Below are 12,663 nucleotides of genomic sequence, written 5' to 3' on the forward strand. Positions count from 1 at the left end.
TAAGCTATAGGCTATTCTGGCCGAATCAAAAAGCTTACTGCTTATTGCCTAAAGCCTAAAGCATATAAAAATGAGTTTAGAAAATACAATAAACGAAGCTATAAAAACAGCAATGAGAGCCAAAGACAAGGTGGCTTTGGATTCTTTGCGTGCTGTGAAGTCTCAGATATTACTGCTTAAAACGGAAGCCATCGGAGCTGAAGTAACAGCAGAACAGGAAATTGCTATTCTTCAGAGAATGGTAAAACAACGTAAGGATTCTTACGACCAATTTACTGCACAGGGAAGAAATGATCTTGCAGAAGTAGAAGACGCTCAAATGAAAGTTATTGAGCAATTCTTACCTAAACAGCTTTCTGCTGAAGAATTAGAAACAGAAATTAAAAATATTATTTCTGAAACCGGAGCTGAATCTGCTAAAGATTTAGGGAAGGTAATGGGAGTTGCCTCAAAAGCATTAGCCGGAAAATCAGACGGAAAAAGTATTTCCGAGATGGCTAAAAAGCTCCTTTCTTAATGGTGATATGCGTTTAAACTTAGATTTATTGCAAAGTTTAAAAACGCTTCTCACTCCATAACTATAGGATATACAACCTTTGCATATCGATTTGATTAGAAGCCCGGAACTGTTCAGTTCCGGGCTTCACTTTCTTTGGATATTAAAGTTTGTTAATCAGTTTGATTCTAAACTGAAAGAGAATTAAGCTACTACCATATTTCAGAGAGTATTTAAGTGATTGATTGCTTGAGGGAAAGCTTCAAATGTTTTTTTCACGGTCGTTTGTTTTTCAGAATCATTTCAAATTTAATAATAATATTTTATTATTCCTAGCGTTAATTCACTTTTTTTAGAATATTATTACAATATTAATACTTGGTTAATTTTATATGACTAATCAATTGATAGTTTTTATATATTGAACAAACGCAAAGAATTGCTTAACTTTGTCGAGATAAAAAACAAAATATATGTATCCAACAGATTTAGTAATGCCTATGAAGGCAGAGCTTACAGATAAAGGTTTTCAGGATTTAACAACTCCTACTCAGGTAGAAGATGCGTTAAAACAATCCGGAACTACATTATTGGTCATCAACTCTGTATGTGGTTGTGCCGCAGGTGCCGCAAGACCAGGAGTAGTATACTCTTTAACAGGAGACAAAAAACCAGATCATTTAACTACTGTATTTGCAGGATTTGATACTGAGGCTGTAGTAGAAGCAAGAAAACATCTTGCTCCATTCCCTCCAAGTTCTCCATGTGTAGCACTTTTCAAAGATGGTGAGTTAGTTCACATGCTGGAAAGACACCACATTGAAGGAAACCCTGCAGGAGCTATCGCGGCTAACCTTCAAGCAGCATACGACGAATATTGCTAAGAAGCAACCAACTAAATATCAAACCGTTACAAATTTTGTAACGGTTTTTTTATTTAATCACGTAAAAAATTTTCTGAAAATTCAAATATCATTATATTTGTTGAAATGGCAACCAAAGCACTTTTCAATACCGTAGTGAACTGGTTCATCCGTCAAAGGATTGACCAGATACAGAATTTTATGGACCATCCTATTGAAACCCAGAAAGGTATACTCTTTTCTCAGCTGTTTCATGCGGAGGATACAGAATATGGCAAGTTATACGGATTCAATTCTATTTCGAGTTATCAGGATTTTAAAAACAAAGTTCCTATTGTTACCTATGAAGAAATGGAACCTTTTATTGAAAAAGCAAGACAGGGATATAAAGATGTAAGCTGGCCAGGTCTCATTAAACATTTTGCCAAATCATCGGGTACCACCAATGCTAAAAGCAAATTCATTCCGATCTCTGCAGAAAGCCTTGAATACTGCCATATGAAAGCCGGAAAAGACATGGTTTCCATTTATGCTAACAACCATCCCGAAAACCAGCTTTTTAATTATAAAAACTTACGTTTAGGCGGAAGCTCTGAGCTGTACGCTGATTTCAATACAAAATTTGGCGATCTATCTGCTATTCTCATTGATAATCTTCCCTTTTGGGTAGAAATCACCACCACTCCGAGTAAGAAAGTTTCTTTGATGGGAGAATGGGAAAGCAAGCTTAAAGCAATCACTTCCGAAGTAAAAAATGAAGATGTAGGAAGTATCCTTGGAGTACCGAGTTGGATGATGGTTCTTCTGCAAAGGGTATTAAAGGAAACTCATGTAGAAAGTATTTCTGAGCTGTGGCCAAATTTAGAGGTGTTTTTTCACGGTGGAATCAGCTTTAAGCCTTACAGGGAGCAATTCAGACAGATCATCGGAAAAAACATCAATTACTACGAAATTTACAACGCTTCCGAAGGTTTCTTCGGTATTCAGGACAGATCAGACAGTGATGAGATGTTGCTGATGCTGGATTACGGAATATTTTATGAATTCATCCCAATGGATCAGTTCCATTTTTCAAATCCGAAAGTCGTAAATCTGGAAGATGTGGAAACAGGGAAAAACTACGCAATGGTGATTACCACCAATGGAGGACTGTGGAGATATCTGATTGGCGATACCGTTGTCTTTACCTCGATCAATCCTTTCAGAATAAAAATAACAGGAAGAACAAAACACTATATCAATGCTTTTGGGGAAGAACTAATGATCACCAATGTGGAATCCGCCCTTTCCAAAGCCTGCGAGTTAACAGGAGCACAGATCACAGATTTTACAGGAGCTCCGGTTTTTATGAAAGGAAATAAAGGAGGTGCCCACGAATGGATTTTTGAATTCAGTCAGCACCCTGATAATCTGGATCATTTTATTGATGCTTTTGATAAACATTTAAAGACCATCAATTCAGACTATGAAGCGAAAAGATACAACAATATGACTCTTAAAAGGCCGATTGTGCATATCGCCAAAGAAAACTTGTTCTATCACTGGCTGGAAGCAAAAGGAAAGCTAGGCGGACAAAATAAAGTACCAAGGTTAAGCAATGACAGAGAATATATTGATCCATTGCTGGAAATGAATAAATAAGAGAGAAAGATTCCTAACTCTCATTGCATATTAAAAAGCCGTAATTCTATTGAACTACGGCTTTTTTATTTATTTGCTTAAATCTTCTTTCACTTTTTTTGCAGCTTCTTCTACTTTCGAAGCTCCTTTTTTCGCAGCTTCTTTTGCATCTTGCCCTACTTTGTTAGCTTCAGCTTTGATATCCTGACCTGCTTTATTAAGATCTTGTTTTGTCTTATCTGCAGTGGCATCAATCTTATCTTTTGCTTTCTGAGCAGCATTGTCAATCTTATTACCAGCTTCATCTACTTTAGCTTTCACATCTTCTTTTGCATTGTTGATTTTTGCAGTATCCACAACATTAGGGGTTTCTGTAGTGGTAGTTGTGGTTGTGGTAGTAGATCCGTCAGGGTTTTCTACCTGTTCTGTTTTTGTAGTTGATTTTGTACATGCTACAGTGAACACAGAGATCACTATTGCGGCAATAATTTGCTTTTTCATATTGTATATTGTTTAATGGTAATTTAAAATTATTCTGTTTTCGTTTCCTGAGTAACTGGTTTTTCTGCTGTCTTCAGCTTCTTTTCTGCATCTGCTTTTTTCTTTTCCTCTTCCTGTTTTGCTTTGTTTTCCTTTTCAAGTTCTGCTTTAAGCTTATTTTCTTCCTCCTGAAGCTTTTTAGCCTGTTTTACAGAATCAAGATACTGAGGAGAAGACATTCTTATTTTTCGTGCGATATCTACTGAAACAGCTCCTGTAGAAAAGGAGTCAATAGCAGTTGTATCATAACGTACTCTCACTTCCTGTTCAGTCCCAAAACCCGGAGATTCTTTCTTGGAACACGCAGTAAAAAGAATAGTAAAAACAAAAATCGCAGCCAGTAAATTTTTCATGGAACTAATTTAGCAGAAATTCTGCAATTACAGGATAATGATCCGATAATTTCACAGACTGGTCTACTTTATAGCTTAAAGGAATGATTGATTTTGAAGTGAAGATATAATCAATTCTTAAAGGGACTTTATAATCATGAAAACTGCTCGCACTACCCTTTCCTGCTACTAAGAATGCATCCTGAAGATCTTTTCCAAGATTATAATACTCGTATGAATTCGGAACAGAGTTAAAATCTCCTGCCAGAATAACAGGATAAGGAGATAAATCTATCATTTTTCTGATTCTTTTTACCTGATCTTCATGAGCTTGGAATGTAGGAGTCATATGAGTAAGTAATGTTGAAACATTTCCTAAACCTAATTTATCAAGTTTCGTAAACATCGATTTATGAAGCCTGAAGGGTTCAAGATACACATTAATAATTCTTATTACTTTTCCATTAATGTCTATATCAGCATAAAATGAATTTCCACGGGCTTTCTCATCAATAAGTTCTGCCTGTCTTACAATTTTATGCTTAGTTTTAAGAATAACCGACGGATATTTTATCAGATCACGTTTTATAACACGATTTGTATCTTTTTCCTGTACCAGAATAATATCTGCATCCTGTGCTTTAATATAATCTTTTACTTTATCCCAACCATATTCTCCATATTTCACATTAAAAGTCAGTACCTTAATATCCCGTATTGTTTTTAAATTTTCTGTTTTGGGAGAAAAGTTAACCCATCGTCTGATTGGATTATAGAAAATAAGTGTACCCAATGCAAAAGCAATAGCAATTTTTTCTTTTTTTAAGATCCAGATCAGTGTAAGAATCAAGTGTGACAGAATCAGATAAGGAAAACCAAGAGACAGAAGATTCAGATTGCCTAAAATATTGGGTGGAATCCATGCATTCCCCAATGTGCATAACAGCAAAACAGCAACAACGATATGTATAAATAGTAATATCTGGTTCGACTTCATGAAAAAACGGTCTTGGTACGGTTTTCTTTCAACAAAAATCCTACCAAGCAGATAATTTTAACTATTTTTATGATTATTTGCTCTCCGTAGAAAACTTAACTGTGACAGGATAATGATCTGAAATACTTACAGAACGGTCAACTTTATAAGATATTGCCTTTAAAGTTTTTGAAGAAAAAATATAGTCGATTCTAATGGGGAATTTATAGTCGTGAAAACTGGTTGCACTTCCTTTTCCTGCAGTCAGAAATGCATCTTCAAGCCCGTCTGATAAATGATAATATTCGTAAGAATTGGGTACAGAATTAAAATCGCCCGCTAGAATTACAGGATAAGGAGAATTATCAATTGCCTCACGAATGAGCGCCACCTGATCCTGATGTTTTTTAAAAGTGGGAATCAGCCTTTTAACAACATCTTTTATTTTTTGTTCATCTGTATCGGTATTTCCATTAAGTCTCACCATATCTTTTTGAAAGCGAAAAGGATTGAGATAGACATCAATGAACCTGTAGGTCCTGCCTTTAATTTCTATATCAGCCAGCACACCAGGAATTCTTACCTCTTCATCTTGTGGATCTATAATCTGCTGTTTAATGATTTTATGCCTGGTCAGAATTGTTAAGCCTCCCCCGGGATTTGCTTTTTGATAGCCTTCAAATTGATATTTAATACCCGCATCCTCCTGTAAAAGAAGAACATCTGCGTCCTGAGATTTCAGGAAGGGTTCGAGCTCTTTGTTTCCTATTCTTCCAGCTCTTGTATTGAAAGAAACCACTTTTATTTCGGAACTTCCTTTCTTATCAGAATAGTTAACCCAACGTTTTACAGGATTTATAAACGCTAACCCTGCAAACATAAACACAAATGCTCTTTTTTTCCAGCTAAATACCCAGAAAACCGTTAGAATCACATATACTATAATAAGCATAGGAAAGCCTAAGGAAAGCAGATTAAACCAAGGAAAAACTTTTGGTGGAACATAAGCGTTCAATAAAGTACCCAACAGCAGAAATAAAATTCCCAGATGGACAATCAATACTATAAGTCGGAAAATCTTCACAATACTATTTTAGTTGAATCTGTACAAATGTTTTTTCCAAATTCTTGCCAACAGCCATCCCACCAAAGCTCCACCTACGTGAGCCAAGTGAGCTATTCCTCCTCCATTTCCTGATAATCCAAGATATATTGAAATTACCACAATAATGGGTAACAAATATTTTACTTTAATCGGAACCGGAATAAACATAATTCCGATTTTAGAATCCGGATATAATGTTGCAAATGCCGCTACTACTCCAAAAATAGCTCCGGAGGCACCTACCATTGGTGTTGCCACAATACCTTTTAAACTTTCAAGTAACTCTTTCTGTTTAAGAATGGAAGTTGTATTTCCTGCAAATTCAACGCTTGCACCGGATAAATAGGCATTGACATTAAATCCCAGTTGCTCCAATTCGCGGGAAAGTTGCTGAACTTCTACAAAGTTCCATAAATTAAAAAGGAAAAATGCTCCCAAGCCACTTGCAAAGTATAGAATCAAATACTTTTTGTCACCTAAAGTCTGTTCCAGAATAGGACCAAAACTAAAGAGTGTCATCATATTAAATAAAATATGCATAATACTTCCGTGCATAAACATATGGGTAATAACCTGCCATGAATGGAAAAAGGGAGAGAACGGATAAAATCCGGCGAGATAACCAATAATCTGGTTTCCCATAAAGTAAGTAACAATAAATACTATAACATTGATTATAATAATATTCCTTGTAATTGGCGGTATATTGTTAAACATGTTTTTTAAAATTTGTTTTTAAAGTCGTTAAACGGAACTTCATAAAAGCATCTTTTGCCGTCCGGTAAAAATTCCGGGAAGCCTAATGCTGTAAAGTCTTTAATCAACTGTTCCGCATCTTTTTTATAAATAAAGTCAAATCTTGACTTCGACTGCATTTTATTCCATTGGTTATGGTAATACTGCAAAAATTCTTCTTCCGTCTTGTAGTCCAGGATCTCAAAAAGGTTTTCAAGGAACTTCATAGCCTGCGTTTCTTTCAGTCCTTCTGGAAGTGAATCTATTCGAAGTACACTTTCATGAGCAATTTTCATGTCAAACCCTAATTCCGGAAGATATTTTTTTATCGAATTGTATTTTGTCTTTTCGATTTCATTCATATGATACTCCAGAGAAAAAAGAAGAGCATGGCTATTTGTATTGGATTTTCTGGTGGATTTATTTCCTTCAGAAACCAACAGTCTGTGCATTCTTCCCAAATCCAGCATTAATGTAACATCTCCTTTATTGAAAAGCCAGTATCCATTGGGAAGTCTCATCAGATCTTCATCAAAATCTTCATCTTCAAAGAGATTAATCTTTGAAGGTTCTGCCGTTATATTCTGATGGTACATTTCTGTAAGGTTCTGAATTTCCTCCGGATGAACTACATTTTTTTCTTCCAGAAACGGATTATAGTCTTTATCTACAATGATTTCCGGCATTTTGAAAACACCTCCACCGGTTCCGCCTCCATTGCTTTTGCTCGGAATAGGTTTATTCATCATTTCATCCAGTTCCGGATCTCTATCGAAATCCAGGCTTGGAGAAACATTATAAATTCCTAAAGATCTTTTTATGGTTGAACGAAGCAGAGCAAAAATAAGATGCTCGTCCTCAAATTTCACTTCTGTTTTCTGTGGATGAATGTTGACATCTATCTTCTCCGGATCAAGCTCCAGGAAAAGGAAAAAAGACGGTACATATCCAGGTTGAAGAAGCCCTTCAAAAGCTTCCTGTACTGCTTTATTAAAGTATGGACTTCTGAAATATCTTCCGTTTACGAAAAGAAACTGCTCACCTCTTGCTTTCTTAGCGCCTTCAGGCTTGGCAACAAAACCATGAAGTTTACACCAGATAATATCTTCTTTAATGGGAATCAACAGTGGCTGTAATTTTCTTCCGAAAACATCCACAATACGCTGCATCTGACTTCCTTTTCTTAGTCTGAAAACCGCTTCATCATCATGGAACAGGGAAAACTCAAGGTTTTCATGAGCTAATGCAACACGCTGAAATTCATCAATTACGTGTCTGAATTCAATATTATTATTTTTCAAAAACTTCCTTCTTGCAGGAACGTTATAGAAAAGGTTTTTTACCAAAAAGTTTGATCCGTCTGCTGTCTGAACCGGGTCCTGAAACTGGAAAACTCCTCCTTCAATATAGATATTGGTCCCGATGGAAGTATCTTTCTGTTTGGTTCTGAGCTCCACCTGGGAAACTGCTGCAATAGAAGCCAGAGCTTCACCACGGAAGCCTTTTGTGGCAATCTTAAAGATATCTTCTGTTCCTTTGATTTTGGAGGTAGCATGTCTTTCAAACGCCATGCGGGCATCTGTTTCAGACATTCCTTTTCCGTCGTCTACCACCTGGATAAGGTTTTTTCCGGCATCTCTGATGATCAATTCAATTTTCGTTGCATCGGCATCAATAGCATTTTCCAAAAGTTCTTTCACGATGGATGCAGGCCGCTGCACCACCTCTCCTGCTGCAATTTGGTTGGCTACATGATCCGGTAAAAGCTGAATAATATCTGACATAAAAACGTAAATCAACTTACAAAAATAGTTAATGAAAACGGGAATTAAAATACTAAAATCGTGATTTAATATTTAATTATCAACATTTTTACCTATTTATCCCCAACTGATTTTTTTAATGTTTGTAATGAAGGGCGTTAGCAAGTCGATAAGTCAGATCAGAAAACTTTCATTTCAACCGTCAGAAAAATATGGTAAAAAATAACAGAAACGCTTATACTAAAGACCAATTTTCATAAAAACACCCCTATTTCATCACAAAATAAGGGCATTTACAGCTAGTTTATACAAAAAATTAATAGTGTGTTTTCTATTTTAATCCTCAAAGACAAGTTTTCTTTTCTTCTCTCTTTTAGGAATTCCATGGATTTTCTCATACAGATAAGCAAAAATATTGGGCTTTCTGTAAATCCTGTTGTATCTGTACTTCGTGTTGAAGTGACGGATATGAATTTTATAAGCATCGTAGCCGATGACAATCAGAAGACATATACTGATGACATAGAAGACTCTGAATTCCAGATAATAGTAAGTCAACCCTGAAAATACAGCTCCCATTACATAAGCAAGCATAATACTCATCAATAGTTTGGCTCTGCCAATCAACTCTCCGTTTTTTCTGTATTTTTTCTGGGTAAACATGGATACCAGAATTCCCAGATCGGTAGTTGTTCCCGTAAGGTGGGTTGTTTTTACAGAGAAGTTGGAGATACTTGCCGTTAACCCGTTTTGAAGTCCGGTTGCGAAAAGCATCAATGCGACTAAATATTCTGTTTCTTCTAATGTTTTCTGATAATAAAACTGCCCGTATATTCCTACAAAAAGAAGACATATAATTTCCAGCACAATGGGCATAGAATGGGCAAAATATTTACTTTTTTTATTAAAATTGATGACAATGAAGTTGGATAGAAAGCTTCCGAAGAAGAACAAAAAGATCCATCCTCCCACAACTCCTACCTGCGTCCAGTTTCCTTTACTGATTTCTGCCGCCAAAATTGCGTAGTGTCCCGTTACGTTTGACGTAAAAGAGAGAAATATTAATAGGGATGCGATATTTATAGTACCTGCCGTAAAGGCAGTCAGCGTCCCCAACCTGATATTGTCTCCCAGTGTCCTGCTGTTACTATAATTTCTTAACATTTTTAATCGTTTTTAAATTGTGTTTAATCTTTAGACCTCTACAAAGATCTCTGCCAGCCTTCCTCTTTCCGGAAGTTTTTCTCTTACTTCAACAGTAATTTCATGAGACTTCAGCTCTTTGCATTTTTTGATATAAGGAATCAGATCAAATTTGCCTTTTCCCTTGCTTTTGATGGATGGAGAATAATAAGCTTCCTCAATATTTTCCGCCTTTACATACTGGTTGAATGTTCTTTGAAAACTTCCTGTAAAGACATCACAGATGATTTTATTAACCAGATGAGGATATTTATTACTGATAATTCCAAAGGCATCACAAAATTCTGTTGGCCTGATTTTATTGAAAACAGATGTTTTGGTGCTGAACAAAAGATCTCTGATAGAATCTCCGGAATCATACCCGGAAGTCAAAAGAATATTATATTGGTTCTGATCTTCTGCTGCATCTTTCTCTTTAAGTACTTTTTTCAATATATTCAATGACTCAAGAGAGTAATCTGTTGCAATTAAAATTGTTTTAGTCATGTTCTTATTATTTTGTATTGTGTTTATCTTTTTTGATGATACAAAACTAGAACGACCATATTAGAAGATCTTTGGAATGGAATTAAAATGTGATTAAAGAGATTAAAATGAGATTAGAAAATTGTTAAGGGGAATTAATATTGGAAAAATCAAAAATCAAAAACAGGAAATAACAGCTTGTTTTTCAGAACCAAACAAACTAAAACAGATAGAGAAATGCTAAAATAGTGATTCTTATTTGTCCATTACTTCGCCTTTCTGCATCATGCTATAGAAATTCGGGAACTTCATCTGTACCGTTGTCCCCTGATTCTCGTGCGAGCTTACAATTAGTTCTCCGTGATGCATTCTTACGATGTTTCGCGCCAATGGAAGTCCGATTCCGTAGCCTTCATAGTTATTTGTATTAGAAGCTCTGAAGAACGGATCATAGATTTTGTTCATTTCCACTTCAGGAATTCCAATACCATTATCTTTTACAATAATGTACACATCCGAATTGGTCGCTCCCAGAGATACTTTAACCTGCTGGAAATTAGAATATTTACAGCCATTACTGATAATATTAGCTACCGCAAGATGCAATAACTGCTCATTCCCCTGTACTTTTAGTTTCTTCGGATTATCAGGAAGCATACTGATATCGAGATAGATATTATTTCGGGAATCAATTCTTCTTAGGGTTTCAATAACGTCCCAAAGCAGCTGATCAATTCTTACCTTATCCATTTTCTGAACCTTTCCGTCAAATCCGGTTTGGGCAATCATTAATAAGGCTTTGATCTTTTTATCCAGCTTTTCGGCTTCATCCAGAATGATTCCCAGGGTTTCTTTATATTCGTCCGCTGTTCTGCTGATAGAAAGGGCAACATCAGCTTCTCCCATAATAGACGTAAGAGGAGTTCTTAGCTCGTGGGAAACATTTCCAATAAGGTGATTCTGGGTTTCGAAAGAAGTTTCAATACGGTTGAGCATATCATTAAAGGTATCCACCAGCTCGTTAAGTTCTTTATTATCAGGCTGAGACTCAAGTCTTAAGTGAAGATTTTCAGAACTGATCTCCTTTACTTTTCCAGTGATTTTTAAGATCGGTCTGAATAAAGTTTTAGATAAATAAAAAGAGAAAATCATACTAAAGAACAGAGACAGTACGATACAGGTAAGCAGTGTTCGCTTTAAAAAACCCAGATAATAAACGACATAATGGTTTTTAGCAGAAGCAATAGCAATATAATCTTTATCATCATATCTGAAACTCTGTCCTATATAATAAAATTCTTCATCATTATAATTGGACTCTCCTTCTTTGATGATATTTTTAAAGAAATAGGCAGGAATATGAACTTCCTGAGATATTTTTTTGAAATTGGAATCTGTAGGAACGGCAAAAACATAGTCTTTTTCCATCGGAAGCTCTTCATCATTCAGGCTGCTGAGAACATAATTTTCCGGAAGGTCGAGATGATCTTTGCTTTTTTCGATCTGAACAATTGTTGCTGTTCTGATCTTCAGCAACTCATAAAACCTCTGGTGCGAAAAATTAACAATTGAAAAGTACACCAAACCACTGAACAACAAAATGATGGCGGTAAAAACCAACATCAAAAGTACCATCGTTTTGGTCTGATTTGTAATAACTTTATTAAACATTCATTATGTCTTTTTCAACACATATCCCATTCCTATCACAGTATGAATCAACTTATTATCATCCTGGCTATCCAGTTTCTTTCTTAAATAATTTACATACACATCTACCACATTGGTTCCCAGCTCGTAATTTACACCCCAAACTGCATCCAGAATTTCGGCTCTTGAAATTACTTTTTCCGGGTTATTCAGGAAATACAGCAAGAGTTTATATTCTGTGGAAGTAAGGGAAATATCTTCACCGGCACGGGTTACTTTCTTGGTGTAGTCATTCACCATCAGATCCGAAAACTGAAAAACATGTTCATTATCCGGTTCAGGTTCAGTGATTTCCATTGGACCGTTGTTATTGCTTCTCCTTAGTAAAGACTTTACACGGGCTACCAGTTCAATGAATTTAAAAGGTTTCACCAGATAATCATCTCCGCCACTTTCCAATCCGAGAACAATGTTTTCAGAAGTTCCCAAAGCAGTTAGAAATAAAATCGGAACGCTCTGATTGGTTTTTCTTATTTCTTTACATACGTCCAGACCATTCATTTCCGGAAGCATAATATCTAAAATTACCAGATCGAAATCATTAGCCTGCACCAGCTGCACTCCTGTACGCCCGTCAAAGGCAACAGAAATTTCATATCCATTTTCCTGAAGTCCCTTTTTAATAAAGGAAACTACACTGGTTTCGTCTTCGATAAGAATAATTTTTTTCATAGATGAAATAAGGAGTTTTACAAAAATAGGGAAATTTTCTTGGGGAGAAAAGGCGAAAAGATCTGAGAAAGCCAAAGGCAAATAATAATTTTCAATGAATTGATTCTTTCCCATATCCAAACTCTATAGAATAATATTACCTTTGTTTTGAATATAATGATGAAAAAATAATCAGGTTAAATT

At 35.7% G+C, this 12,663-nt stretch carries 13 protein-coding genes; 3 read left to right on the top strand and 10 right to left on the bottom strand.

The genetic code is table 11. The annotated features are described in order from the left end of the window. The first annotated feature begins 70 nt into the window (after positions 1 to 70). From BUE84_RS22715 to BUE84_RS22725, 3 genes are all read left to right on the top strand, one after another. Positions 71 to 517 carry a GatB/YqeY domain-containing protein gene (locus BUE84_RS22715; protein WP_079243607.1) on the top strand — a complete coding sequence of 149 codons (447 nt, stop codon included), beginning with the start codon at positions 71 to 73 and terminating at the stop codon, positions 515 to 517. Positions 518 to 969: 452 nt separating this feature from the next. After that, positions 970 to 1,380 (top strand): BrxA/BrxB family bacilliredoxin, encoded by a 411-nt coding sequence (locus tag BUE84_RS22720; RefSeq protein ID WP_079243608.1) that lies wholly within the window; start codon positions 970 to 972, stop codon positions 1,378 to 1,380. Positions 1,381 to 1,485: 105 nt separating this feature from the next. Next, entirely contained in the window at positions 1,486 to 3,000 is a 1,515-nt protein-coding gene (locus tag BUE84_RS22725; RefSeq protein WP_079243609.1) for a GH3 auxin-responsive promoter family protein, read from the top strand. Between the two features lie 69 nt (positions 3,001 to 3,069). Here BUE84_RS22725 and BUE84_RS22730 read toward each other — a convergent pair whose 3' ends face one another. The 10 genes from BUE84_RS22730 to BUE84_RS22775 all read right to left on the bottom strand — a co-directional run bounded on the left by BUE84_RS22730 (position 3,070) and on the right by BUE84_RS22775 (position 12,480). Then, on the bottom strand, positions 3,070 to 3,480 hold the full coding sequence (locus tag BUE84_RS22730) for a hypothetical protein (RefSeq protein WP_079243610.1): 411 nt from the start codon (positions 3,478 to 3,480) through the stop codon (positions 3,070 to 3,072). Positions 3,481 to 3,509: 29 nt separating this feature from the next. Further along, entirely contained in the window at positions 3,510 to 3,872 is a 363-nt protein-coding gene (locus BUE84_RS22735; protein WP_079243611.1) for a hypothetical protein, read from the bottom strand. Between the two features lie 4 nt (positions 3,873 to 3,876). Beyond that, positions 3,877 to 4,848 (bottom strand): endonuclease/exonuclease/phosphatase family protein, encoded by a 972-nt coding sequence (locus BUE84_RS22740; protein ID WP_167595401.1) that lies wholly within the window; start codon positions 4,846 to 4,848, stop codon positions 3,877 to 3,879. A gap of 73 nt (positions 4,849 to 4,921) precedes the next feature. Beyond that, positions 4,922 to 5,911 (bottom strand): endonuclease/exonuclease/phosphatase family protein, encoded by a 990-nt coding sequence (locus tag BUE84_RS22745; protein ID WP_238594315.1) that lies wholly within the window; start codon positions 5,909 to 5,911, stop codon positions 4,922 to 4,924. Between the two features lie 9 nt (positions 5,912 to 5,920). Next, positions 5,921 to 6,649, bottom strand: coding sequence for a rhomboid family intramembrane serine protease (locus tag BUE84_RS22750; protein WP_079243613.1), 729 nt, complete (start codon positions 6,647 to 6,649; stop codon positions 5,921 to 5,923). Positions 6,650 to 6,654: 5 nt separating this feature from the next. Further along, positions 6,655 to 8,451 (bottom strand): DNA mismatch repair endonuclease MutL, encoded by a 1,797-nt coding sequence (gene mutL / locus BUE84_RS22755; RefSeq protein WP_079243614.1) that lies wholly within the window; start codon positions 8,449 to 8,451, stop codon positions 6,655 to 6,657. Positions 8,452 to 8,766: 315 nt separating this feature from the next. Beyond that, entirely contained in the window at positions 8,767 to 9,594 is an 828-nt protein-coding gene (locus BUE84_RS22760; RefSeq protein WP_079243615.1) for a YoaK family protein, read from the bottom strand. 30 nt (positions 9,595 to 9,624) lie between these two features. Then, positions 9,625 to 10,119, bottom strand: coding sequence for a hypothetical protein (locus BUE84_RS22765; RefSeq protein WP_079243616.1), 495 nt, complete (start codon positions 10,117 to 10,119; stop codon positions 9,625 to 9,627). Positions 10,120 to 10,353: 234 nt separating this feature from the next. Further along, the gene (locus BUE84_RS22770; RefSeq protein ID WP_079243617.1) at positions 10,354 to 11,769 is read right to left on the bottom strand and encodes a sensor histidine kinase; all 1,416 of its coding nucleotides are present in this window, start codon (positions 11,767 to 11,769) and stop codon (positions 10,354 to 10,356) included. Positions 11,770 to 11,772: 3 nt separating this feature from the next. Continuing rightward, entirely contained in the window at positions 11,773 to 12,480 is a 708-nt protein-coding gene (locus BUE84_RS22775) for a response regulator transcription factor (RefSeq protein ID WP_079244020.1), read from the bottom strand. Positions 12,481 to 12,663: the final 183 nt, after the last annotated feature.

Origin of the sequence: Chryseobacterium indologenes (assembly GCF_002025665.1) — a bacterium.
GTDB lineage: Bacteria > Bacteroidota > Bacteroidia > Flavobacteriales > Weeksellaceae > Chryseobacterium > Chryseobacterium metallicongregator.

Excerpts from the sequence above, each read along its gene's own strand:
- mutL (WP_079243614.1), bottom strand. The coding sequence starts at position 8,451 with ATGTCAGATATTATTCAGCTTTTACCGGATCATGTAGCCAACCAAATT.
- BUE84_RS22775 (WP_079244020.1), bottom strand. The coding sequence starts at position 12,480 with ATGAAAAAAATTATTCTTATCGAAGACGAAACCAGTGTAGTTTCCTTT.
- BUE84_RS22765 (WP_079243616.1), bottom strand. The coding sequence starts at position 10,119 with ATGACTAAAACAATTTTAATTGCAACAGATTACTCTCTTGAGTCATTG.
- BUE84_RS22720 (WP_079243608.1), top strand. The coding sequence starts at position 970 with ATGTATCCAACAGATTTAGTAATGCCTATGAAGGCAGAGCTTACAGAT.
- BUE84_RS22740 (WP_167595401.1), bottom strand. The coding sequence starts at position 4,848 with ATGAAGTCGAACCAGATATTACTATTTATACATATCGTTGTTGCTGTT.
- BUE84_RS22725 (WP_079243609.1), top strand. The coding sequence starts at position 1,486 with ATGGCAACCAAAGCACTTTTCAATACCGTAGTGAACTGGTTCATCCGT.
- BUE84_RS22715 (WP_079243607.1), top strand. The coding sequence starts at position 71 with ATGAGTTTAGAAAATACAATAAACGAAGCTATAAAAACAGCAATGAGA.
- BUE84_RS22735 (WP_079243611.1), bottom strand. The coding sequence starts at position 3,872 with ATGAAAAATTTACTGGCTGCGATTTTTGTTTTTACTATTCTTTTTACT.
- BUE84_RS22730 (WP_079243610.1), bottom strand. The coding sequence starts at position 3,480 with ATGAAAAAGCAAATTATTGCCGCAATAGTGATCTCTGTGTTCACTGTA.
- BUE84_RS22750 (WP_079243613.1), bottom strand. The coding sequence starts at position 6,649 with ATGTTTAACAATATACCGCCAATTACAAGGAATATTATTATAATCAAT.
- BUE84_RS22760 (WP_079243615.1), bottom strand. The coding sequence starts at position 9,594 with ATGTTAAGAAATTATAGTAACAGCAGGACACTGGGAGACAATATCAGG.
- BUE84_RS22770 (WP_079243617.1), bottom strand. The coding sequence starts at position 11,769 with ATGTTTAATAAAGTTATTACAAATCAGACCAAAACGATGGTACTTTTG.